Source organism: Polaromonas sp. P4_F4, assembly GCF_056401355.1.
On sequence record NZ_JBFUJO010000030.1, the window covers coordinates 1 to 21515 of the forward strand.

The window sequence follows — 21515 nt, forward strand, 5'->3', positions numbered from 1 at the left end:
AACAGCAAATCCATGAACGGCAGTTCGTACAGGGCTGCTATGTCTTCGACCTGCCAGCGAAGCGGTGCCTGCGGCGCGGTGGTGGGCGCGGGCGCGCGACGCAGGGACGAAACGGGAATCGTGGCAATGGTCATCATGAGTGCATTTCTCAGGTGAAGAGGGAAGAGAAAAAAGGGATAGCCATGAAAACACGCTTCTGAGGGCCGTATTGTCCAGATGGGCCGCCACGGCGACGGGTGACGAAACCGCCGTGTAACGGAGGCAGTGTTGTCATGGCAACCCCCGGGTGGCGCAGGCCAGGCCATCGACCAGGCGCTGCACATCCTGGGCGCTGTGGCTGGCGCTGAGGGTGATGCGCAGCCGGGCCGTGCCGACCGGTACCGTGGGCGGTCGGATGGCCGGCACCCACAGACCTTGCGCATCGAGTGCCGCCATCAGCGCCAGAGCGGCTTCGTTGTCGCCGACAATCAGCGGCTGAATCGCGGTGCTGGAGTCCGCCAGCCGCCAACCCAGTGTCGGGTCTGCGGCGATCAGGGCGGTAAGCTGCGTGCGCAGCTGGGTGATCAGTTGCTGCAGTTGCGCGCGCCGCTGATCGCCCTCGGCGCCGCCGATGAGCTGCAGGCTCTCGCGCAAGGCGTGGGCCACGGCGGGCGGTGCGGCAGTGGTGTAGATGTAGGCGCGTGCCGACTGCACCAGCCAGTCGATGATGCTCGGGTGGGCCGCGACAAAAGCGCCGCCCAGGCCCGCCGCCTTGCCCAGCGTGCCCATGTAGATCAGGCGTTCGCTGCGCAGGCCAAAATGCGACAGGCTACCGCGGCCCTGAGCGCCGATCACGCCAAAGCCATGGGCGTCGTCCACGATCAGCCAGGCGTCGAAGCGCTCCGCCAGCCCCAAGAGCGCCGGCAGGTCGGCCAGATCGCCGTCCATGCTGAAGACCGCATCGGTCACGATCAGCTTGATGGGCGTTGTGCAGCGTTCGAGCTGGCCGGCCAGCACCGTCAGGTTGCGGTGCGCGTAGCGCTGCATGGTCGCCTTGGCCAGAAGGGCCCCGTCAATCAGCGACGCATGGTTGAGCTTGTCGGCAAAGATCGTGGCGCTGGCGTCGCCCAGCGCGGTGAGCAAGGCCAGGTTGGCCAGGTAGCCGGTGCAGAAGTACAGCGCCGCAGCATTGGGAATGCAGGGTGCCAGCCAGGCTGCCAGGTCGTCTTCAAGCCCGGCATGGGCGCGTGAGTGACCGCTGATCAGGTGCGAGGCACCGCTGCCGGCGCCAAATTGCCGCGCGCCCTCGGCCAGCGCCTCAATCAGGGCCGGGTGATTGGCCAGGCCCAAGTAGTCGTTGCTGCAAAACGCCAGCAACTCGCGGGCGGGCTGGCCACCCTGGCTGACCCACTGGCGCGGCGCGCAAGGGGACTCGGCGATGCGGCGTTGACGCTGTAGCCCCTGGGCCTCGCGCTCAAGCCGTTGTCGGTTCAGGTGGTCGATCAGCATCGGAGAAGCCTGCGGTTTGGGTCAGCACATCGTCCAGCGTAGCCGGCACGCGCTGGGCCAGGGTGGTGGCGGGTAGGCCGCCGGGGTACGGCATCACATGCGTTGGGTTGGCACCTTGTGGCGCAACTCGGTCTGGCGGTTTTTGTCGTCCACAAACACCAGTTGGGGTTCATGTGCGCTCACCTGGTCGTTGTGCACCTGGGCAAAGGCCGCGATGATGATCAGATCACCAGCAGCGGCGCGGCGCGCGGCCGAGCCGTTGACCGAAATCATGCCGGAGCCGCGCTCCCCCTTGATCGCATAGGTGACAAAGCGCTCGCCGTTGTTGATGTTCCAGATATGGATTTGCTCGTTCTCGGCGATGTTGGCCGCGTCGAGCAGGTCTTCATCGATGGCGCAGGAGCCTTCGTAATGCAACTCGCAGTGGGTTACCGCGACGCGGTGGATCTTGGATTTGAGCAGGGTTCGGAACATGATGGGTCTCTGTAATCAATGGGGGAATTTTCAGTCACGTCATGGGGCATCAGGCTTTGTAGAAAACCTGGCTTGAAACGGCCTACCCAGGCTGAAATCTGGCCCGTTTGTCGCAAAAGTTCGCCCCCATGGATCAGTTATTGCCTCATGGGTTCGATTACTCAGCAGGCATGGACGAGCCCGCCGACCTCACATACGTTCAAAAATCGCCGCTATGCCCTGGCCGCCGCCTATGCACATCGTTACCAGCGCGTAGCGGCCCCCGATGCGCTGCAGCTCGTACAGGGCTTTCACCGTGATCAGCGCGCCGGTGGCGCCAATCGGGTGGCCCAGCGAGATGCCCGAGCCGTTGGGGTTGACCTTGGCCGGGTCCAGCCCCAGCTCGCGCGTGACGGCGCAGGCCTGGGCGGCAAAGGCTTCGTTGGCCTCGATCACGTCCAGGTCGTTCACCGTGAGGCCGGCCTTTTTCAGCGCCAGTCGCGTGGCGGGCACCGGGCCTATGCCCATGTACTGGGGGTCCACGCCCGCGTGGGCGTAGGCCACCAGCCGAGCCAGCGGCTTGGCGCCCCTGGCCTTGGCGATGCCTGCTTCCATCAGCACCACGGCGGCGGCCGCGTCGTTGATGCCCGATGCGTTGCCGGCGGTCACGGTACCGTTTTCCTTGATGAACACCGGTTTGAGCTTGGCCATGTCGGCCAGCGTGCAGCCGGCACGGAAATGCTCGTCGGTGACGTAGGCCACCTCGCCCTTTTTGCTTTTCAGCATGACGGGGACGATCTGGTCCTTGAAGTAACCGGCCTCGGTGGCGCGCTGGGCGCGGTTGTGGCTTTCGACGGCAATCGCGTCCTGCTCTTCACGGCTGATGCCCCACTTGGCGGCGATGTTCTCGGCGGTCACGCCCATGTGGATGTTCTGGAAGGGGTCGTGCAGCGCACCCACCACCATGTCGACCATGGTGCTGTCGCCCATGCGGGCGCCCCAGCGCGCCGACAGGCTGGCGTAGGGGCCGCGGCTCATGTTCTCGGCGCCGCCGCCTATGGCGATGTCGGTGTCGCCCAGCAAGATGGACTGGCTGGCTGACACAATGGCCTGCAGGCCCGAGCCGCACAGCCGGTTGACGTTGAACGCGGGGGTACCTTCGCCGCAGCCGCCGTTGACGGCCGCCACGCGCGACAGGTACATGTCCTTGGGCTCGGTGTTGACCACATGGCCAAACACCACATGGCCCACATCGCTCCCCTCGACGCCAGCCCGCGCCAGCGACTCGCGCACGACCTGCGCGGCCAGCTCGGTGGGGGGCGTGTCCTTCAGGCTGCCGCCATAGGTACCAATGGCGGTGCGCACACCGCTGACTACAACAACTTCACGTGACATGGCTCATTTCTCCGGTTAGATGAAAGAATTGGTTCTATCGAATTTTGCGGCTCATGGGCATCAGCTCAATGCTGCTCCATGCTGGCTGGACAGCGCGGAAGGCTTTGAATCCCGGCACGGATTGGTTGGGCTCAATCTCGACAGATTTTGAACATATAATTATAAATTAATAATAAATCATTTAACCAGCATGTGGTGATCGTGTTAGCCGCCGGATTGAGGACTTCCACGCGTTCTTCAGTGAGTGGACAGCTGGAAGATTGGCGCGCACCTCACCATCGATCAGGAACAGCGCCAACTCCGCGCCGTGGGGGTGCAAGTATGCAACGACGTGGCCGTGACCCACTCAGCCATGGGCGTGCATCCCGGCCAGTTGCATCAGGCCATAGAACAGTATTGCCAGGAACAGCGTCTCCAGCACCAGCATGCCGGGCGAGAGTTCGGCCGTTCGGGCCTTCCATGCGTTCATGGCATTAATCCTTGTTGCCCTTGTTGACCAGGTGGTCCTGGAAACGGTCGCGCAACTGGTGCTTGAGCATCTTGCCCGTGGCGCCCAGCGGGATGCTGTCGACGAAGACCACATCATCGGGCGTCCATCACTTGGCGATCTTGCCGTCGTAGAAGGCCAGCAGCTCGTCGCGGGTCAACTCCGCGCCGGGCTTCTTGACCACGATCAGCAGCGGGCGTTCGTCCCACTTGGGATGGCGCGCGGCGATGCAGGCGGCCATGTCCACGCTTCCCGAGGCGATGGCAATCAAGGCTTCGGAGGCGCCCTTGAAGGGGACGTTGCGGATGTCCAGGTGCGCGCTATCGTTCAATGCCTCCAACATCAGCTGATAGCCTGCGGAGCCCGCCGCGTAGTTGAACTTGCCGGGCTGGGCCTTGGCCGCGCCGATCGGATCAGCCAGGGTTTTGTACGGGGAGTTGGGCGGCACCACGAGCACGGTGGGTGCGCGCATCATCATGGTCAATGGCGTCATGTCGGTCTGCGGGTCGTAGGGCAGCTTCTTGAACAGGTTTTGTCGCGTTGACGGTCAAGCAGCTTGCTCGTCTATGCTGAGCACTTTGACTGAAAAGGTTTGAACGAGATGCTGGCGACCAAAGGAATGCGCTTTCCGATCGACATCATTTTGGTGTGCATCCGTTGGTACGCGGCCTATCCGTTGAGCTATCGCCACTTGGAGGAAATGATGCAGGAGCGCGGTGTGTTTGTCGACCATTCCTCGATCAACCGCTGGGCGATCCGGTTTCTTCCATTGCTTGAAAAAGTCTTTCGCAAACATAAACGCCAAGTTGGCGGCAGCTGGCGCATGGATGAAACCTATATCAAGGTCAAGGGTGCCTGGAAATACCTCTACCGCGCCGTGGACAAGGAGGGAAAGACAGTCGACTTCCTGCTGACGGCCCGGCGCGACAAGGCCGCAGCCATGCGCTTCTTTGACAAGGCCATGAAGGCCAGCGGTGTTCCCGAGAAGGTCACGATGGACAAGAGCGGCGCCAACAAGGCGGCCATGGATGAGATCAATGGCAGAGGCGAAACACCCGTCATCGTGCGGCAAGTCAAGTATCTCAACAACATCGTGGAGCAGGACCATCGGGCAATCAAGCGGGTCACCAAGCCGATGCTCAACTTCAAGTCATTTCGAGCTGCCAAAAATGTCCTGGCCGGCATCGAGTTGATGCATATGATTCGTAAAGGACAGCTCATGATGGAGGGCTACAACGAGAGGTCTTTTGCCAACCAGTTTTATGCATTGGCAGGAAAAACCCGTCCCGTTTGAAGAGTTGGCATTCGTTCCTACCCCAAACCCGTTTATCAACCGGCAACGCGACAGAACCGCTTCGACGCCATGTGCCGCATGATCGGCGCCGGCGTGGGCGTGGGCATCGTCCCCGAGAGCGCGGCGCGCCGCAACCGCGAGAGCATGAACCTGGCGCTGATCGAGTTGACCGACGCCTGGAGCGTGCGCGAGCGCTACATCCTCGTGCGCGACCTGAAAGCCCTGCCCGGTTATGCGCGGGCCCTGATCGAGACGCTGATCGGCCATTACCAAGAGCCATAAAATACCGGGCACGGGCCGGACTCCAGGTCGGCCTGCCGCCCGGAACAGGCTTCAGGCCTGTGGATACAGCTCCAGCAAACTGCGCTTGAGCACCTTGCCGCTGTGAGTCATGGGCAGGGACGCGATGGGCACAACACGTGCAGGCCGTTTGTACGGCGCCAGGTTCTCCCTGATGAAGGCCTGCAGGGCCGCCATGTCGATCACCGCTTCGGGCGCGGGCTCGACAAACGCGAGTATTTCCTCGTTGCCGTCGGATTCGCGCCGCCCCAGCACGGCGCTGCGCTGGATGCCGTCAAAACTATTGAGCACAGCCTCCACTTCACCCGGGTACACATTGAAGCCGGAGCGGATGATCATTTCCTTGAGCCGGCCCACCACGAAGAGCGCACCGTCCGGCGCGAGGTAGCCCAGGTCGCCACTGGCATACCAGCCGCCGGGGCGCATCACCTGGGCCGTGGCCGCCTCGTCGCCCAGGTAACCGGGCATCAGGCCCACGCCGCGCATCCAGATCTCGCCGCGCTCGCCGACCGGCGCATCAGCACCCGTACTGCTTACGATGCGCAGTTCGGCACCCTCCACCGGGTAGCCGGCCGAGGTGTCATTGCGCGTCACACCGCGCGTGCTCAGGCACAGTGCGCCGGCATATTCCGACAGGCCGTAGCCGTGGTACAGCGGCTGGCCAAAACGCGACTCGACCGCCTGCTTGAGCGCCATGTCCAGCGGCGCGGCCCCGGTGTAGACATAACGCAGGCTGGGACAGTGCGGCCTGGCGACACCGGCCTCGTCCAGCCAGGCCAGCAAACGCGTGAACATCGCGGGCGGCCCTTGCAGGTTGGACACGCCGAGCCGGGCCAGCGCATCAAACACGTCTTCAGGGTCGAAGCGGCTGCGCATCACCAGGCCGGCGCCAGCATACAGCGACGCCATCAGCACGGTGCCCAGGCCGAAAATATGCGTCATCGGCAAATAGGCATAGGACAGGTCGTCCGGCCCCAAGTCCCGCGAAGCCGCAGAAACGCGCGCAAACTGCAGCAGCCCGGCATGGGTCACCAGCACGCCCTTGGGCGCGCCGGTGGTGCCGGAAGTAAAAATCACCGCGGCCACGCGCTGCACCAGCTCGCCCTGCTCCGCCAGCGCCCCGGCCCGCACCGGGCTGCGCTGCAAAGCCGCAAGGGCCGAAGCCCGTGCACCGGCGCGAACGGCGTGCTGCTGCGCCGCCTCCGACACGCCGCTGGTGAAATAGGTCACGCGGGGGTCGGCCTTTTCCACAAAGGCCTTGATCTCGCCCGGCGACATGCGGGCGTTGACGCCGCAGGACCAGGCGCCGACGCGGCTGCAGGCCAGGATCAGCGCCACGTGTTCGGGACAGTTCTCGGCCACGATCATGACCCGGTCGCCGGGGCGCACGCCATCGGCGCGCAACTCCTGCGCCAGCAGCTCTATCCAGGTACCGAGCGCGGCGTAACTCATGCTCGCGTCGGGCAAGATCAGGAAAGGCCGCTCGGGTGAGTCCTTCAGGCGCTGGTCAAACAGCGAATGGATACGGTGATCAATCATGCAATGCTCCGGGGAAAAAGACAAAAAAGAGTCGCAAGGTGGGTCATGACGTTTGCATTTCGCTTCATTCCACCTGGATGCCTTTGGTCACGGTGGCCCACATGGCTAGCTCCTTGCTGGCTCGGTCCGACAGGGTTTTGGGCGAGCCCAGCCACAAGTCATACCCCTGCTCGACCAGCTTGCTGCGCAGTTCTTCGTTGGCAAGCGCCCTGCGTGTCGCCTCGTTGTAGCGGTCCACGATGGCCGCCGGCAATTTGGCAGGGCCGTACAGGCCGTACCAGCCGCCCACCTCGTAGTCGGCAATGCCTTCTTCACGCAGGGTGGGCACGTCGGGCAGCGAAGGGTTGCGGTCGCGCGAGGTCACGGCCAGCGCACGCACCCGCCCCGAGGCGATGTAGTTGCGGGCGCTGCCAACGATGTCGAACATCATGTTGAGCTGCCCGCCAATCACATCGGTCATGGCCGGGGCATTGCCTTTATAGGGAATGTGGTTGAACTCGGTGCCAGTGCGCTTGGCAAACAGCTCACCACTGAGATGGTTCGAAGCGCCCACGCCGGCCGAGCCATAGGTCAGCTTGCCGGGGTTGGCTTTGGCATAAGCCAGCAACTCCTTGACGTTTTTGAAGGGCTGGTCCTTGCCGACCACCAGCACGTTGGAATAACTGAGGATGGGGGCGATCGGGCTGAGGTCTTTGGCCGGGTTGAACGACATAGACTTCAGGACGTGCGGACTGATGGTGATGGTCGGGCTGGCAGCAAAAAACAGCAGCAGCCCATCGGGGGTGGCTTTGGCCACCGAGTTTCCGCCCAGCACCCCGCTGGCACCAGGCCGGTTTTCCACAATCACCACCATGCCCAACTCCTTGGCCAGCGCCGGGGCAAACAGCCGGGCTGCAGCGTCCACCGGGCCGCCTGCGGCATAGCCGACGACCAATCTCACGGGCTGCGAGGACTGCGCCTGCGCAGCCAGTGGCCCAAATGCCATCAACCCGAGCAGGGCCACAGAAAGCCCGCGACGGGCATGTTTGACAGGTTTGACGGGTTTGACGGGTTTGACGGGTTTGAGCTTGTCCATTGTCTTGTCTCCATAGTTGTAAAAAAATCGAAACTCACGACCGCGTGGACACTTGCCCACCCATGGCCACACGGACACGTTGGTCCGGATGGCACCCCTTCACAGCGCCGCCACCAGTTCCGGCACGGCGGTAAAGAGGTCCGCCTCCAGGCCATAGTCGGCCACGCTGAAGATAGGCGCCTCCGGGTCCTTGTTGATGGCCACGATGACCTTGGAGTCCTTCATGCCGGCCAGGTGCTGGATGGCGCCCGAGATGCCGCAGGCAATGTAGAGCTGGGGCGCCACGATCTTGCCGGTCTGGCCGACCTGCCAGTCGTTGGGGGCGTAGCCGGCATCGACCGCGGCCCGGCTGGCGCCCAGGGCTGCGCCCAGCTTGTCGGCCAGCGGCGTCATGACTTCCATGAACTTCTCGGCGCTGCCCAGGGCCCGGCCACCCGAGACGATGATCTTGGCGGCCGTCAGCTCGGGCCGGTCGCTCTTGGCGATCTCGGAACCGACAAAGCTCGACCTGCCGCTGTCGGCGACACCGGCCAGGGTTTCCACGGTGGCGGTTCCACCGCTGGCCGCGGCCGCATCAAAGCCGGTGGTGCGCACGGTGATGACCTTGGTCGCATCCAGGCTTTGCACGATGGCAATGGCGTTGCCGGCGTAGATCGGGCGCTCGAAGGTGTCCACCGCATCGACCTTGGTGATGTCGGAGATCTGCGCCACGTCCAGCAGCGCGGCCACGCGGGGCGCAATATTCTTGCCCGAGGCGGTGGCCGGAAACAGGATGTGGCTGTAGTTTTGCGCCATGGCCAGCACCTGGGCGGCCATGTTTTCGGCCAGGCCGTGGGCAAACGGCAGGCCCTCGACATGGATGACCTTGGCCACGCCGGTGATTTGGCTGGCGGCCTGGGCGGCTGCAGCGGCATCCTGGCCGGCGACCAGCACATGGACCTCGCTGCCGCTCAACCGGGTGATGTGGGCGGCGGCGGTCACGGTGTTGAGGGTGGCGGGCCGGATGGAATGGTTGTCGTGTTCGGCAATTACAAGTGCGGTCATTTAGATCACCTTCGCTTCGTTTTTGAGTTTGTCGACCAGGGCCGCCACATCGGCGACCTTGACGCCGGCGCTGCGCTTGGGCGGCTCGCTGACCTTGAGGGTTTTCAGGCGCGGCGTGACATCGACCCCGAGCTCTTCGGGCTTGAAGTTGTCCAGCTGTTTTTTCTTGGCCTTCATGATGTTGGGCAGGGTGACGTAGCGCGGCTCGTTGAGGCGCAGGTCGGTGGTGATGATGGCCGGCAGGCTCAGGGCCAGGGTTTCCAGGCCGCCGTCGACTTCGCGGGTGACATTCACTTTGTCGCCGGCGACTTCGACTTTGCTGGCGAAGGTGGCCTGGGGCCAGCCCAGCAGGGCGGCGAGCATCTGGCCGGTCTGGTTGCAGTCGTCGTCGATGGCCTGCTTGCCCAGGATCACCAGCTGGGGCTGCTCCTTCTCGACCAGGGCCTTGAGCAGCTTGGCCACGGCCAGCGGCTGCAGTTCTTCGCTGGTTTCCACCAGGATGGCGCGGTCGGCGCCTATGGCCATGGCGGTGCGCAGGGTTTCCTGGCACTGCAGCACACCGCAGCTCACCGCAATGACTTCAGTGACCGCTCCTTTTTCTTTCAGGCGCACGGCTTCTTCGACGGCGATCTCGTCAAAGGGGTTCATGCTCATCTTGACGTTGGCGATGTCGACGCCGCTGCCGTCTGATTTGACGCGGACTTTCACGTTGTAGTCGACTACACGCTTGACGGGTACGAGGATTTTCATGATCAATTACCTTCCATTCCTAAATATTTTTTCGAGGTGCTCGGAATCTGTGTCTTGATCAAGCACCAGTAACAGTCACTTTGCGATCGAAAAACCCATCGCATCACGGCTGAACGTATTTGAAGGTGCCCATGGCCTTGGCAACGATGTCACCGGCCTCATCCTCGATGCGCGCTTCGCAAAAACACACCGATCGCCCGCCGCCCACCGCCGTGCCATAGGCCATCAGACGCCCGCGACCCGGCTTGAGGAAGCTGGTGGACATGTCGATGGTGACCACGGCCCGTTGAAAACCGGATTTGGAGAGTGCTGCGCTGGACATGACGACATCCAGCATGGTCATGATCACGCCGCCATGCGTGGCATGAAAGTTATTGGTCAATTCCGCCCGGGTCTCCAGCACCATCCGGGCCTGCCCTGCCTCGCAGAACTCCCGCTGCATGCCCAGCAAGCGGTTGAATGGAACCTTGGAAAACAAGGTCGATGTATCGACATCAGGCAAGGTCACTTCAGCATCCATCAAACACTCCTTCAACAAGCCGCAGCCCATTGGCTGACTCGCAATTGCTGGCGGCATTCGCTCACCATGCGTTCAATCAGTTCGGCACAGGCGGGGATGTCGTCGATCAAACCCACCACTTGGCCCGCTGCGATCACCCCACCGTCAGCGTCGCCCCGCGCCAGTGCGTCGCGCCCTCGCGCACCCGCGACCAGGTGGCGGATGTCTTCAAAGCTGCAGCCACCGGGCCGCCTCTCGGTCGCCAGTACCTCTTCGGAGATGGCGTTGCGCAGCACCCGGGTAGTGTTGTTCAGGGTGCGAAACATCAGCCGGGTGTCGTGCTCGCTGGCATCAACCAAAGCCTGCTTGATGTGCGCATGCACCGGGGCCTCTTGCGTGGCAAAAAAGCGCGTGCCCATGTTGATGCCTTCGGCTCCCAGCACCAGCGCAGCGGCCATGCCGCGCCCGTCGGCAATGCCGCCCGAGGCCACCACCGGAATCTTCAGTGCCCGCGCCGCCAGTGGAATCAGCACCAGGCCCGGCACATCGTCTTCACCCGGATGGCCGGCGCATTCAAAGCCGTCGATGCTGACGATATCGACGCCATTGCGCTCGGCCGACAGCGCGTGGCGTACCGTGGTGCATTTGTGCACGATGGTGATGCCGTGCTGCTTCATGCGGGCAATAAAGTCTTTCGGGCTGTTGCCTGCCGTCTCGACAATCTTCACGCCGCTGTCGATGATGGCCTGCAGGTAGTCGGCATAAGGCGGCGGCGAGATGCTGGGCAAGATGGTCAGGTTCACGCCAAAGGGTCGCTTCGTCATGGCCTGGGTGCGGGCGATCTCGCGCGCCAGATCGCTAGGGGTCGGTTGCGTGAGTGCGGTCACCATGCCCAGGCCGCCAGCATTGGAGACGGCCGCCGCGAGTTCGGCCTTGCCAACCCACTGCATGCCGCCCTGGATGATGGGGTAGCGTATGCCCAGAAGCTCGGTGACGCGGGTTTTCATGCCGTGGCCTCGCGCACCATGTTGCGGGCAATCACGATCTGCTGGATCTGGCTGGTGCCCTCGTACAGGCGGAAGATGCGCACGTCGCGGTAAAAGCGCTCTATGCTGTATTCGCTCAAATAGCCGGCGCCGCCAAAAATCTGCACCGCCCGGTCGGCCACGCGGCCACACATCTCGGAGGCAAACAGCTTGCAGCACGAAGCTTCGGTCGAGACCTCGCCGCCATCGTCGCGCTTGCGGGCGGCGTCCATCACCATGCAGCGGGCCGCATAGAGCTCGGTCTGGCTGTCGGCCAGCATGGCTTGCACCAGCTGGAAGCCGGCAATCGCCTGGCCGAACTGTTTGCGCTCGATCGCGTAGTTCAAGGCGTCCTTGAGCATGCGCTCGGCCACACCAACACACAACGCGGCAATGTGGATGCGGCCTTTTTCCAGCACCTTCATCGCGGTCTTGAAACCCTGCCCCTCCTTGCCGCCTATCAGCTGGCTGGCCGGCACCCGGCAGTTCTCGAAAATCACGTCAGCGATATGCGCGCCGCGCTGGCCCATCTTCTTGTCGATCTTGCCAATCGACAGGCCCGGCGTGCCGGCCTCGACGATGAAGGCCGAGACCCCGCCCGCGCCCTTGTTGGACGGATCGGTGCGCGCCATCAGCGTGAAGATGCCGGCCTGCGGCGCGTTGGTGATGTAGCGCTTGGTGCCGTTGACGATGTAGTGGTCGCCGTCGCCATCCGTTCCGCGAATGGCCGTGGTGCGCAGCGACGCGGCGTCCGAACCGGCATCGGGCTCGGTCAGCGCAAACGAGGCGATCAACTCGCCGGTGGCCAGCTTGGGCAGGTACTTGGCTTTTTGCTCAGGCGTGCCGTCGAACACAATGCCCTGCGAGCCAATACCCACCGAGGTCCCGATCAGCGAGCGGAAAGAAGGCGAGGTTTTGCCCAGCTCCATGATCACCAGCGCTTCTTCTTCCATGGTCAGCGCAAAGCCGCCGTATTCTTCGGGCACGGTCAGGCCGAACAGGCCCATCTCTTTCATCTCCTGCACGATGGCCGGTGGAATCTGGTCGGTTTCTTCCACAACGGCTTCTGCAGGCACCAGGCGTTCGCGCACGAAGCGGCTCACGGTGTCAAGCAAGGCGGTCATGGTTTGCGGGTCTCTGATCATGGGTTTTCCTTTTTACATATCTGCGCTCCTGCCCAGCCAGGCGGGGAACGATTTCATTCGGTTTTTTAAGTAAAATCAACCTCTAGCCCTTGGCTACATGGCGTTAGCAGCTATCTTTTTGAGAGCGATTTCTTCAACGTTCCGGTCACAGCGCTGCCGCCGTGCCCAGGACGGCCGTGGCCTGGCTGGACAAGGTTCCGCCGTTGCCATGCGCCAGCGCGGTCACCGCGCCGGCGATCTGCCGCTTGCCGCCTTCACCGCGCAGTTGGCGCACCGCCTCGATCAGCGCAAAGATGCCGTACATGCCGGGGTGCACACAGGACAGGCCGCCACCGTTGGTGTTGACCGGCAAATGCCCGCCGGGCGCAATGCCGCCGTTTTCGACAAAGCTGCCGGCCTCGCCTTTCTTGCAAAAACCCAGGTCTTCCAGGAACAGCAGGGTGTTGATGGTGAAGGCGTCATACAGCTGCACCACATCCATGTCTTTTGCAGACAGCCCCGCCATGGCGTAAGCCTCACGGCCGGACTGGCTGGCCGCGGTGACGGTCAGGTCGTGCATGGACGAGATCTGGCGATTCCACACGGCGGTGGCGTTGCCCAGCACATAGACCGGGGGCTTGGGCAGATCGCGGGCACGGTCGGCGCGCACCAGCACGTAGGCGCCGCCACCATCGGTGACGAGGCAGCAATCGCGCACCGTCAGCGGGTCGGAGATCATGCGGGCGGCCAGCACATCGTCAATGCTCAGCGGGTCGCGCATGAAGGCTTCAGGGTTGAGACCGGCCCACTTGCGCGCGGCCACCGCCACTTCGGCCAGCTGGCGGCGCGTGGTGCCGAATTCGTACATGTGACGCGAGGCCGCCAGCGCGTAAGACGACAGCGGCTGCATGGGATCGTAAGGCGCCTCGTAAGGTTGCGGGTCCATCCAGCGGCGGGCCGCGCCAATCTCGCGCCGGCCAAACTGCGCCGAACGCTGGGCGCTGCCATAACACACCAGCACCGCATTGCACTGGCCCGACTGCAGAGCCTGCATGGCCGGCAGTAGATGGGCAATGAAGCTGGAGCCGCCGATCATGGTGCTGTCGATGTAGCGCGGGCGCAAACCCAGGTACTCGACCACCGGCATGGCCCACATGGTGGCCGAGGCGCTGGCGGTGCACAGGCCGTCAATATCGCTCATCTTCAAACCGGCATCGGCCACGGCCGCGCGGGCGGAACGCGCCAGCAGCTCCATGTCGGTAAAACCCGGCGTTTCGCCGCAGCCAAAGGTGGCTATGCCGGCAATCGCCGCGCTGCCGCGCAAAGCTTTCAAGGAGGTGGTATCGCTCATTCTGCAACTCCCGCAGTGCTGGCAGCCAGCGGCACAGCATCAAACAGCACCAGGCCGTGCCCGTCGGTGACCTGCACCCGGGCCTGGACGCGCTGGCCAATTTTCAGCTCGATAGCTTTCACATTTTCAACGCGGCTCATCATGCGCACACCTTCATCCAGGTCAATCAGCGAGACGTTGTAGTCGCCGCCTGCATCGGCTTTTCGCCGAACGGTGGTCACGGCGTAGACCGTGCCGAGACCGGCAGGTGCGACCCAGCCGAGTTCGGCCGAGCCGCAATGCGGACAGCTTTCACGCGGGAAATACACATGTTTACCGCAATCGGCGCAGCGCTGGATCAGCAGGCGCCCCTCGTCGAGCGCCGCTTGGTAAATGCCCTGCACGCCGCTGGAGGCGGTTACAGGGATGGCTTGTTCTTGAGTCATCATGTGATCCTTCAGATCGGGTCCCAGCTGAACACGTCGCCGGAGCGGTCCAGCGCAAAAAAGCTGGCTTTGAGCGCGGGCAGCGCGTGGCTGGCCACGGTTTCGGGGCTCCAGCCTTCGGAACGGTGCACCGAGCGGACCGGACGCGGCTGGCTGATCAGGAAAATTTCGTTGTTGCGCACCGCAAAGATTTGGCCGTTGGCATCGCGCCCCGCTTCACTGGCCAGGCAGACCGCCAACGGTGCGATCTTGGCCGGCGTCATCTGCTTGATCCGATCAACGCGGGCCTGCTCGGCCGGCGTGTCGGTGGGGATGGCACCTATCATGCGGCTCCAGGCAAATGGTGCAATGCAGTTCGAGCGCACATTGAACTTGAGCATGTCCAGCGCAATCGACTTGGACAGCGCCACCACGCCGAGCTTGGCCGCCGAGTAGTTGGCCTGCCCAAAGTTGCCGATCAGGCCCGAGGTCGAGGTCATGTGAATGTAGTTGCCCGACTCCTGCGCCTTGAAATGCGGCGCGGCAGCGCGGCTGACGTGATAGGCGCCGTACAGATGCACCTTGATCACGGCGTCCCATTCGTCGTCGCCCATCTTGTGAAAGAAACGGTCGCGCAGAATGCCGGCGTTGTTGACGACGACGTCGATGCGGCCAAAGGTGTCGAGCGCGGTCTGGATGATGCGCCCGGCGCTGACAGCCTCGGATACGCTGTCGGTGTTGGCCACGGCCTCGCCACCCAGCGCCTTGATCTCATTGACCACCGCCTGGGCCGGCCCGGCGTCAACGCCCTCGCCCGCCACCGAAGCGCCAATATCGTTGACCACGACCCGGGCGCCCTCGCGCGCCATCGCCAGCGCGATATCGCGACCGATGCCGCCGCCAGCGCCTGTGACCACGACGACCTTGCCTTCTACCATGCCTGTGTTGTTGCTCATACGTATCTCCTTGTCTGATTGAAATGATGAAATAAGGCGTCAGGTGCGGGCCGGCCACTGGAACAGCGCCGGCTCCTTGTTGACAAACCGTTTTACCGCCGTGCGGTGATCTGCAGTACCCATGGCCAGCGCCTGGGCGTTGGCTTCCTGCTCCAGCAGCGCAGGCAGGTCCGCGCCCCAGCCTGCCAGCGTCCGCTTGATCAGGCTCACCGCCACCGGCGAAGCCTGGACAAAGCTCGCTGCCAGGGCCTGGGCGCGGGGCAGCAACCGGTCCGGCTCATGCAGCTCCATTGCAATACCCAGCTGCAGGGCCTCGGCCGCATCGATGTCGCGTGCCGACAGCATCAACTCCTTGGCCCGCTGCACGCCCACAATGCGCGGCAGGGTGTAAAAGGCACCACAGTCGGGCACCAGCCCCACGCGCATGAAGGACATGCAAAAGCGCGCGCGCGGCGTGGCCAGCACGAAATCGGCCACCAGCGCCAGGCTGAAGCCGGCGCCATAGGCCGCGCCGTCAACAGCAGCAATCACCGGCCGGTCCAGCGTCAGCAGGTCCTGCAGCCACTCGTGCAGATCCTGCAGCCGGTTGCGCCAGCCCTGGTTGTCCAGGCCCACGGTGGCAATGTTGCGCAAGTCGCCACCCGAGCAGAAATGGCCGTTGGCGCCGGTGATGACCAGGGCCCGAATATCCCGGTCACGCCGCACGGTGGCGACCACCTGGGCGATTTCCTCGCGCATGGCCGGATCCAGCGCGTTGCGCTTGGCCGGGTTATCCAGCGTCAGCGTCGCGACCTGTTCGCGGACGTCGAAACGGATGGTTTTGAACGTGTCGGTCATCGGTGTTTTCCTCGCATGTCAGTGGGTATCAGGGTGTCAGCGCGGCGCTCAGATCGCGGCCACCGGCGAGCGAACTGCCGCCGTCCACCGGGATCACGGCACCGGTCACAAACTGCGCATGGCGCGAGCTCAGAAACAGCGCCATGTCGGCAATCTCGGCCGTGGTGCCCATACGACCCAGCGGCACCGAGGCCACAAACTTCTGCATCGCCTCGGGCGTCGGTGCCAGGCGCCGCATGCCTTCGGTGTCATCAATTGGGCCCGGCACAATGGAATTGACGCGAATGCCTTCCGGCCCCCACTCCATCGCCAGCACGCGCGTGAGCATGTCCACACCGGCCTTGGCGGCGCACACATGCGCCTGGTACCGTGTCGGGTTGTAGGCTTGCGACGCCGAGATGCTGATGACCGACGCGCCCGGTTTGCGCAGAAACTGGTGCGCACCGCGCAGCACATGGAATGTACCGTTGAGGTCGATGTCGATCACGGTGCGAAAACCCTTGGCCGACATGCCCAGGGCCGGCGCGACGAAGTTGCCGGCAGCGCCGGACACCAGCACATCGAAATCGCCGATCGCCGCATGGGCCTGCGCCAGCGCGGCAGCGATGGCCTCGGCGTCGCGCACGTCGGCGCTGTAGCCTTCAATGCGCGCACCCGGCATAGCCAATGCCCGCAGTTCGGCCACCGCCCCGGCGACCCGTTCGGGTGAGCGGCTGGCAATGGCCACATTCGCACCACAGGCGGCAAAGGCCTTGGCGATGCCCAGATTGATACCGCTGCTGCCGCCGGCCACGAAGACGGAGCGGCCCTTGAAATCATTGATGTCCATGGAAGTCCTTGGTGTTAGTAAAGTGGGGGGTCAGGCTTTCGGGGCGGCAACACGCTGCGCCTGCTGCAGTTCGCGCCAGAGAATTTTCCCCGTGCCCGATTTGGGCAGGCTGTCCACGAACTCGACAATTCGCGGCGCCTTGTAGACCGCCATGCGCTGGCGGCCCCAGTCGATGATGTCCTGCTCCGAGACCTTGCCGCGCTGGCCGGGCTTGAGCACCACCAGCGCCTTGACGGTTTCACCGCGCTGTTCGTCATCGACCCCGATCACACAGGCTTCGTGGATGGCGGGATGCTCGTACATGGCGCTTTCCACCTCGGCTGGCCAGACCTTGAAGCCCGACGCGTTGATCATGCGTTTGAGCCGGTCGCGCATGAAGAAGTAACCTTCTTCATCGACATGGGCCAGATCGCCGGTACGGAAAAACCGCTTGCCATCCATCTCGAAAAACGCCGCACGGTTGGCCTCTTCGTTGTTCCAGTACCCGGTCATGAGCTGCGCGCCGTGAGTCACCAGTTCTCCCACCTCGCCCTGCGGCAGTTCCTGCTGCGTCAGCGGATCGACGATGCGCGAGTCGACGCCCTGCGTGGGCATGCCCAGACACTGGCGCTTGCCGCGCGAGAGCGGGTTGGCATGCAAAAAGGCGGCGGTCTCGCTCAGGCCATAAGCCTCGTTGTAAAACAGCTCAAACCGTTCGGCCAGCATGCTGGCCACGGCTTCGGGCATGGCGGCACCGCCGCCCGAGAGCAGGCACAGGCTGGACAGGTCGCGCTGCAGCGCCTCGGGCTGCGCAAAAAAATCGATCACCATGGCGGGCGGCGCGGTCCAGGCCGTGACCCGGTGGCGCTCGATCAGGCGCACCGCCGTCACCGGATTCCAGCGCGGCATCATGACGATGGTGGCGCCCAGCGTGACAGGCACGTTCATGCCGTTTTGCATGCCCAGCATGTGAAACAGCGGCGCCACGCAGAGGAACACCGACTCGACGTTGAGGTTCTTCCAGACCTGCGACGCCACGTTCGAGGCCAGCACGGTGGCGTGGGTGTGCATGCAGCCCTTGGGATGGCCGGTGGTGCCCGAGGTGTAAGGCAGCACCGCCAGGTCGTCGGGCATGCTGATGTCGACCGGCGGCCGCAGGTGCAGCGCCAGCGCCTCTTCAAAGCCGTGGCAGGCGCTGCCCGGCAGGGGCGCGCGGGCAGTGCGTACCCAGTCGGGCACCTCTTCGTCGGCTGGCGCCGTCAGGCTGTCGCTGTAGGCGTGCACCACCACGGCATCGAGACCGCCCGCTTCACTAGAGCCGATACACGCTGCCAGCTGCGGCAGCAGCTCCTGGGCGACAAAAGCCACCCGCGCCCCGCTGTCGGCGGCGTAATAACGAATTTCGGGCGCGGTGCTCATCGGGTTGACAGGCACCACCGCCGCGCCGGCACGCAACACGGCGTAATAGGCGATCACAAACTGCGGACAGTTTTGGCTCATGAGCAACACCCGGTCGCCGCGCTGAACGCCCAGCTGCTTGTGCAGGTAGCCGGCCATCGCATCGACTTTGGCCTTCAGCGCGGCATAACCGAGCACCGCACCGCAGTAGACGATGGCGGGCTTGTCCGGGTAACGCTGGGCCGCTACCTCCAGGTAATGGATCAGCGTCACCCGGGGCACCCGCAGGTCTTGCGGGATGCCCTTGGGCCAGAAGCGGTGATGAAGGGCTTGCATGTGTGTTGTCTCTTGTCTGGTTTGATGTCCGTGCCGCGGCGTTATATCGCTTGTGTGCGGAGCTCGCTAGCCGTCCATGCTGCGGGCAATGATTTCCTTCATCACCTCGTTGGCGCCACCGTAGATTTTGCTCACACGCACATCGGCGTACATGCGGGCAATCGGGTATTCCGTCATGTAGCCATAGCCGCCGTGCAACTGCAGGCACTCGTCGATGATCTGGCAGTTGGTCTGGGTGGTCCACCACTTGGCCATGGCAGCGGTGGGCACGTCCAGTTCGCCGCGCAAGAGGCGCTGGATGCAGTCGTCCACGAAGCTGCGCGCCACGGTCGCCTGGGTCTGGCATTCGGCCAGCTTGAAGCGGGTGTTCTGCATGGCCATCAGCGGCTTGCCGAACACCTCGCGCTGGCGCACATAGGCGGTGGTGTCGGCGATGGCTCGGTGCATGGTGGCGACGGCTCCCACGGCAATCAGCAAACGCTCCTGCGGCAACTGCTGCATCAGTTGCGCAAAGCCCCGCCCCTCTTCGCCGCCGAGAAGGTTGTCTACCGGCACGCGCATGCCGTCAAAAAACAGTTCAACCGTGTCAAGCGACTTCTGACCCAACTTTTCCAGAATGCGGCCACGCCGAAAGCCCTGCAACCCGTCGGTCTCGATCATCACCAGCGAGACGCCCTTGGCGCCAGCAATCGCATCGGTCTTGACCGCCACGCAAATCAGGTTGGCGTGGTAGCCATTGGTAATGAAGGTCTTGGAGCCATTGATAACATAGTCTTCACCGTCGCGCAGGGCGCTGGTCTTGATGCGCTGCAGATCGGTGCCGGCGCCAGGCTCGCTCATGGCAATCGCCGCCACCAGCTCGCCCGTGGCCATGCGCGGCAGCCAGCGCTGCTTTTGCGCGTCGCTTCCATAGGCCAGGATGTAGTGCGCCACGATGCCACTGTGTACGTTGTTGCTGAAGCCGGCCACCAGCGCGGCTGACTGCTCTTCGCAGATCACTGCCTCATGCAGGAAGCTGCCGCCGCCGCCGCCGTATTCCTCGGGAATGCTGGCGCACAGCAGGCCGGCCTGGCCGGCCTTGGTCCAGATCTCGCGGTCGGCATGGTGCTGCTCGGTCCAGCGCTGTTCGTGCGGCACGCATTCACGGTCGAAAAACCTGCGCGCCGTGTCACGCAGCAGCTCCAGATCGGAGTCCATCCACGGACGTTGTGCAGCGCTCATGGACGACCGCCTCCGCACACCAGCACCTGGCCGCTGACATAGTTGGATTCGGGAATGCAAAACATGTAGACCGCACCCGCCGCCTCCTCGGGCGTGCCGCCGCGACCGAGCGGAATCAGAGACTCGGCATTCTTGAGCACTTGCGGGTTCACACCCACCTTGATCTGCTGGCCAGCGATGTCGATTTTCGCGTCGGCGTCGGCTGCCGCTTCGGTCAGGCGCGTCATGATCAGGCCGAAAGCCACACTGTTGACGTTCACCTTGTAGCGACCCCATTCCTTGGCCAACGCCTTGGTCAGGCCATTGATGCCGGCCTTGGCTGCAGCATAGTTGGCCTGGCCTGCGTTGCCATACACGCCCGACGTCGACGAAATATTGACGACCTTGCGGAATACCACCTCGCCGGCCTCGGCCTCTTTCTTGGCCGCATCGCGGATGAAGCCGGAGGCGGCCCGCAGGATGCGGAAAGGCGCCGTCAAATGAACCTGCAGCATGGCCTCCCACTGCTCGTCACTCATTTTCTGGACCACGTTGTCCCAGGTATAGCCGGCGTTATTGACAATGATGTCGATGCCACCGAAGCTCTGCAGCGCCTGGGCCACGAAGCGGTCACCAAAGTCCGCCTCGGTCACGCTGCCTACGCAGGCCACCGCCTGGCCGCCACGCGCCACGATGTCCGCCACGGTTTGGGTTGCGGGTTCGGCATCCAGGTCATTGATAACCACGCGCGCGCCTTCGCTGGCGAGCTTGAGTGCGATTTCACGGCCGATGCCACGGCCCGAGCCGGAGACCAGGGCCACTTTGCCTTCGAGTTTGCGAGTCATTTTGTATTCCTTCTAAATGTCATGGCAGGGCGATCACAGCTTCGCCCGTGAGCTTGGTCTGACCGTCCTGGTTGGCGCTGGACAGCTCCACGCGCAGGCAGCGCTGGCCGTTTCGCTCGAATTTTTCGACCACTTTGCCGGCGCAGGAAATGCGCTCGCCGACCTGGGTGATGGCCGCGAAGCGAACGCTGTAGTCGCGGATGGCGGTCTGCGGCACCCAACGGGTCAGCACCTGGCCGAGCCAGGCCATGGACAGCATGCCGTGGGCGAACACATCAGGCATGCCAGCGGCCTTCGCAAAGTCGGTGTCCACATGGACGGGGTTGTGGTCACCCGAGGCGCCGCAGTACAACGCCAGGGTCAGGCGGGAGACGGGTGGCATTTCGAACGATGGCAGGGCATCGCCCACCTGGATGCTGTCGAAATTCAGTGCAGCGGCAGTCATGTCAGCCCCCCCTTTGCGTTGCGGATCACGGTGACGCAGCGCAGCTCGGCCACCAGTTCGTGGCGCTGGTTGGTCACGCGCGTCTTGCGCACGACGAATTCCAGCGCGCCGCCCTTTTTGTCATAAATGTCGGCTATGCGCTGCTCGAAGGTCAGCGTGTCGCCCGCATAGGCCATGGCATGGTAGGTAAAGCCCTGCTCGCCATGCAGCAGGCTGCGGTAGTCCATGCCCAGCAGGTTGCGGATGGCAGCGGGGTCAGGCGACTCCATCTCCAGGCAGAACAGAAAGGTTGGCGGCACCGGCAGGCCTGGATGGCCTGCAGCGCGGGCGGCCGCTTCGTCGCTGTAGATGGGATCGGTCTGGCCGGTTGCCTTGGCAAAAAAGCGCAGACGGCCAGCCTCCACCGTCGCACTGAAGGCGGGCATGGTGTGCCCAATGAAACCTTTGTCAATCATGGCATGC

24 protein-coding genes are annotated in these 21515 nt (G+C 63.7%); 2 read left to right on the forward strand and 22 right to left on the reverse strand.

The features are described from left to right. Positions 1-270: 270 nt before the first annotated feature. From bioF to AC1DUR_RS22655, 5 genes are all read right to left on the reverse strand, one after another. The gene (gene bioF / locus AC1DUR_RS22635; RefSeq protein WP_477722154.1) at positions 271-1488 is read right to left on the reverse strand and encodes an 8-amino-7-oxononanoate synthase; all 1218 of its coding nucleotides are present in this window, start codon (positions 1486-1488) and stop codon (positions 271-273) included. A 93-nt stretch (positions 1489-1581) separates the two neighbouring features. Beyond that, complete coding sequence (panD, locus tag AC1DUR_RS22640) at positions 1582-1962, reverse strand: aspartate 1-decarboxylase (RefSeq protein ID WP_011482516.1); 381 nt, start codon at positions 1960-1962, stop codon at positions 1582-1584. A 189-nt stretch (positions 1963-2151) separates the two neighbouring features. After that, positions 2152-3336: a beta-ketothiolase BktB gene (bktB, locus tag AC1DUR_RS22645; protein ID WP_477722155.1), complete on the reverse strand. Its 1185-nt coding sequence runs from the start codon at positions 3334-3336 to the stop codon at positions 2152-2154. 346 nt (positions 3337-3682) lie between these two features. Further along, positions 3683-3805: a hypothetical protein gene (locus AC1DUR_RS22650; RefSeq protein ID WP_255349055.1), complete on the reverse strand. Its 123-nt coding sequence runs from the start codon at positions 3803-3805 to the stop codon at positions 3683-3685. A gap of 127 nt (positions 3806-3932) precedes the next feature. Beyond that, complete coding sequence (locus AC1DUR_RS22655) at positions 3933-4352, reverse strand: Bug family tripartite tricarboxylate transporter substrate binding protein (protein WP_477722198.1); 420 nt, start codon at positions 4350-4352, stop codon at positions 3933-3935. A gap of 72 nt (positions 4353-4424) precedes the next feature. On the opposite strand from AC1DUR_RS22655, the gene AC1DUR_RS22660 reads away from it, so the two are divergent. Both AC1DUR_RS22660 and AC1DUR_RS22665 read left to right on the forward strand, forming a co-directional pair. Beyond that, positions 4425-5117, forward strand: coding sequence for an IS6 family transposase (locus AC1DUR_RS22660; RefSeq protein WP_477722199.1), 693 nt, complete (start codon positions 4425-4427; stop codon positions 5115-5117). Positions 5118-5126: 9 nt separating this feature from the next. Then, a complete protein-coding gene (locus AC1DUR_RS22665) occupies positions 5127-5399 on the forward strand; it encodes a LysR substrate-binding domain-containing protein (protein ID WP_477722200.1) in 273 nt (90 codons plus the stop codon). Positions 5400-5450: 51 nt separating this feature from the next. On the opposite strand, the gene AC1DUR_RS22670 is transcribed toward AC1DUR_RS22665, so the two are convergent. From AC1DUR_RS22670 to AC1DUR_RS22750, 17 genes are all read right to left on the reverse strand, one after another. After that, on the reverse strand, positions 5451-6956 hold the full coding sequence (locus AC1DUR_RS22670; RefSeq protein ID WP_477722156.1) for a class I adenylate-forming enzyme family protein: 1506 nt from the start codon (positions 6954-6956) through the stop codon (positions 5451-5453). Between the two features lie 64 nt (positions 6957-7020). Then, a complete protein-coding gene (locus AC1DUR_RS22675; RefSeq protein WP_477722157.1) occupies positions 7021-8031 on the reverse strand; it encodes a Bug family tripartite tricarboxylate transporter substrate binding protein in 1011 nt (336 codons plus the stop codon). Between the two features lie 99 nt (positions 8032-8130). After that, positions 8131-9075 (reverse strand): electron transfer flavoprotein subunit alpha/FixB family protein, encoded by a 945-nt coding sequence (locus AC1DUR_RS22680; RefSeq protein ID WP_477722158.1) that lies wholly within the window; start codon positions 9073-9075, stop codon positions 8131-8133. Then, positions 9076-9825: an electron transfer flavoprotein subunit beta/FixA family protein gene (locus tag AC1DUR_RS22685; protein ID WP_477722159.1), complete on the reverse strand. Its 750-nt coding sequence runs from the start codon at positions 9823-9825 to the stop codon at positions 9076-9078. Positions 9826-9928: 103 nt separating this feature from the next. Then, positions 9929-10345, reverse strand: coding sequence for a PaaI family thioesterase (locus tag AC1DUR_RS22690; RefSeq protein ID WP_477722160.1), 417 nt, complete (start codon positions 10343-10345; stop codon positions 9929-9931). A gap of 11 nt (positions 10346-10356) precedes the next feature. Beyond that, positions 10357-11331 carry an NAD(P)H-dependent flavin oxidoreductase gene (locus AC1DUR_RS22695; RefSeq protein ID WP_477722161.1) on the reverse strand — a complete coding sequence of 325 codons (975 nt, stop codon included), beginning with the start codon at positions 11329-11331 and terminating at the stop codon, positions 10357-10359. Further along, positions 11328-12494 (reverse strand): acyl-CoA dehydrogenase family protein, encoded by a 1167-nt coding sequence (locus tag AC1DUR_RS22700; protein ID WP_477722162.1) that lies wholly within the window; start codon positions 12492-12494, stop codon positions 11328-11330. Before AC1DUR_RS22700 ends, AC1DUR_RS22695 begins: the two co-directional genes overlap by 4 nt. A gap of 145 nt (positions 12495-12639) precedes the next feature. After that, on the reverse strand, positions 12640-13824 hold the full coding sequence (locus AC1DUR_RS22705; protein ID WP_477722163.1) for a thiolase: 1185 nt from the start codon (positions 13822-13824) through the stop codon (positions 12640-12642). After that, positions 13821-14249: a Zn-ribbon domain-containing OB-fold protein gene (locus AC1DUR_RS22710; RefSeq protein ID WP_477722164.1), complete on the reverse strand. Its 429-nt coding sequence runs from the start codon at positions 14247-14249 to the stop codon at positions 13821-13823. Before AC1DUR_RS22710 ends, AC1DUR_RS22705 begins: the two co-directional genes overlap by 4 nt. An 11-nt stretch (positions 14250-14260) precedes the next feature. Next, a complete protein-coding gene (locus AC1DUR_RS22715) occupies positions 14261-15166 on the reverse strand; it encodes an SDR family NAD(P)-dependent oxidoreductase (protein WP_477722201.1) in 906 nt (301 codons plus the stop codon). Positions 15167-15223: 57 nt separating this feature from the next. Then, a complete protein-coding gene (locus tag AC1DUR_RS22720) occupies positions 15224-16021 on the reverse strand; it encodes an enoyl-CoA hydratase/isomerase family protein (RefSeq protein ID WP_477722165.1) in 798 nt (265 codons plus the stop codon). Between the two features lie 28 nt (positions 16022-16049). Further along, positions 16050-16850 (reverse strand): SDR family oxidoreductase, encoded by an 801-nt coding sequence (locus AC1DUR_RS22725; protein WP_477722166.1) that lies wholly within the window; start codon positions 16848-16850, stop codon positions 16050-16052. Between the two features lie 30 nt (positions 16851-16880). Beyond that, positions 16881-18563, reverse strand: a complete 1683-nt coding sequence (locus AC1DUR_RS22730) for a long-chain-fatty-acid--CoA ligase (protein ID WP_477722167.1) — start codon at positions 18561-18563, stop codon at positions 16881-16883. 66 nt (positions 18564-18629) lie between these two features. Then, entirely contained in the window at positions 18630-19784 is a 1155-nt protein-coding gene (locus tag AC1DUR_RS22735) for an acyl-CoA dehydrogenase family protein (protein ID WP_477722168.1), read from the reverse strand. After that, the gene (locus AC1DUR_RS22740; protein ID WP_477722169.1) at positions 19781-20608 is read right to left on the reverse strand and encodes an SDR family NAD(P)-dependent oxidoreductase; all 828 of its coding nucleotides are present in this window, start codon (positions 20606-20608) and stop codon (positions 19781-19783) included. Before AC1DUR_RS22740 ends, AC1DUR_RS22735 begins: the two co-directional genes overlap by 4 nt. A 19-nt stretch (positions 20609-20627) precedes the next feature. Next, the gene (locus AC1DUR_RS22745) at positions 20628-21053 is read right to left on the reverse strand and encodes a MaoC family dehydratase (RefSeq protein WP_477722170.1); all 426 of its coding nucleotides are present in this window, start codon (positions 21051-21053) and stop codon (positions 20628-20630) included. Beyond that, the gene (locus AC1DUR_RS22750; protein WP_477722171.1) at positions 21050-21508 is read right to left on the reverse strand and encodes a MaoC family dehydratase N-terminal domain-containing protein; all 459 of its coding nucleotides are present in this window, start codon (positions 21506-21508) and stop codon (positions 21050-21052) included. Before AC1DUR_RS22750 ends, AC1DUR_RS22745 begins: the two co-directional genes overlap by 4 nt. Positions 21509-21515 lie beyond the last annotated feature (7 nt).

Coding starts and splice junctions, on each gene's coding strand:
- bioF (WP_477722154.1), bottom strand. CDS start 1,488: ATGCTGATCGACCACCTGAACCGACAACGGCTTGAGCGCGAGGCCCAG.
- panD (WP_011482516.1), bottom strand. CDS start 1,962: ATGTTCCGAACCCTGCTCAAATCCAAGATCCACCGCGTCGCGGTAACC.
- bktB (WP_477722155.1), bottom strand. CDS start 3,336: ATGTCACGTGAAGTTGTTGTAGTCAGCGGTGTGCGCACCGCCATTGGT.
- AC1DUR_RS22650 (WP_255349055.1), bottom strand. CDS start 3,805: ATGAACGCATGGAAGGCCCGAACGGCCGAACTCTCGCCCGGCATGCTG.
- AC1DUR_RS22660 (WP_477722199.1), top strand. CDS start 4,425: ATGCTGGCGACCAAAGGAATGCGCTTTCCGATCGACATCATTTTGGTG.
- AC1DUR_RS22670 (WP_477722156.1), bottom strand. CDS start 6,956: ATGATTGATCACCGTATCCATTCGCTGTTTGACCAGCGCCTGAAGGAC.
- AC1DUR_RS22675 (WP_477722157.1), bottom strand. CDS start 8,031: ATGGACAAGCTCAAACCCGTCAAACCCGTCAAACCCGTCAAACCTGTC.
- AC1DUR_RS22680 (WP_477722158.1), bottom strand. CDS start 9,075: ATGACCGCACTTGTAATTGCCGAACACGACAACCATTCCATCCGGCCC.
- AC1DUR_RS22685 (WP_477722159.1), bottom strand. CDS start 9,825: ATGAAAATCCTCGTACCCGTCAAGCGTGTAGTCGACTACAACGTGAAA.
- AC1DUR_RS22690 (WP_477722160.1), bottom strand. CDS start 10,345: ATGGATGCTGAAGTGACCTTGCCTGATGTCGATACATCGACCTTGTTT.
- AC1DUR_RS22695 (WP_477722161.1), bottom strand. CDS start 11,331: ATGAAAACCCGCGTCACCGAGCTTCTGGGCATACGCTACCCCATCATC.
- AC1DUR_RS22700 (WP_477722162.1), bottom strand. CDS start 12,494: ATGATCAGAGACCCGCAAACCATGACCGCCTTGCTTGACACCGTGAGC.
- AC1DUR_RS22705 (WP_477722163.1), bottom strand. CDS start 13,824: ATGAGCGATACCACCTCCTTGAAAGCTTTGCGCGGCAGCGCGGCGATT.
- AC1DUR_RS22710 (WP_477722164.1), bottom strand. CDS start 14,249: ATGACTCAAGAACAAGCCATCCCTGTAACCGCCTCCAGCGGCGTGCAG.
- AC1DUR_RS22715 (WP_477722201.1), bottom strand. CDS start 15,166: ATGGTAGAAGGCAAGGTCGTCGTGGTCACAGGCGCTGGCGGCGGCATC.
- AC1DUR_RS22720 (WP_477722165.1), bottom strand. CDS start 16,021: ATGACCGACACGTTCAAAACCATCCGTTTCGACGTCCGCGAACAGGTC.
- AC1DUR_RS22725 (WP_477722166.1), bottom strand. CDS start 16,850: ATGGACATCAATGATTTCAAGGGCCGCTCCGTCTTCGTGGCCGGCGGC.
- AC1DUR_RS22730 (WP_477722167.1), bottom strand. CDS start 18,563: ATGCAAGCCCTTCATCACCGCTTCTGGCCCAAGGGCATCCCGCAAGAC.
- AC1DUR_RS22735 (WP_477722168.1), bottom strand. CDS start 19,784: ATGAGCGCTGCACAACGTCCGTGGATGGACTCCGATCTGGAGCTGCTG.
- AC1DUR_RS22740 (WP_477722169.1), bottom strand. CDS start 20,608: ATGACTCGCAAACTCGAAGGCAAAGTGGCCCTGGTCTCCGGCTCGGGC.
- AC1DUR_RS22745 (WP_477722170.1), bottom strand. CDS start 21,053: ATGACTGCCGCTGCACTGAATTTCGACAGCATCCAGGTGGGCGATGCC.
- AC1DUR_RS22750 (WP_477722171.1), bottom strand. CDS start 21,508: ATGATTGACAAAGGTTTCATTGGGCACACCATGCCCGCCTTCAGTGCG.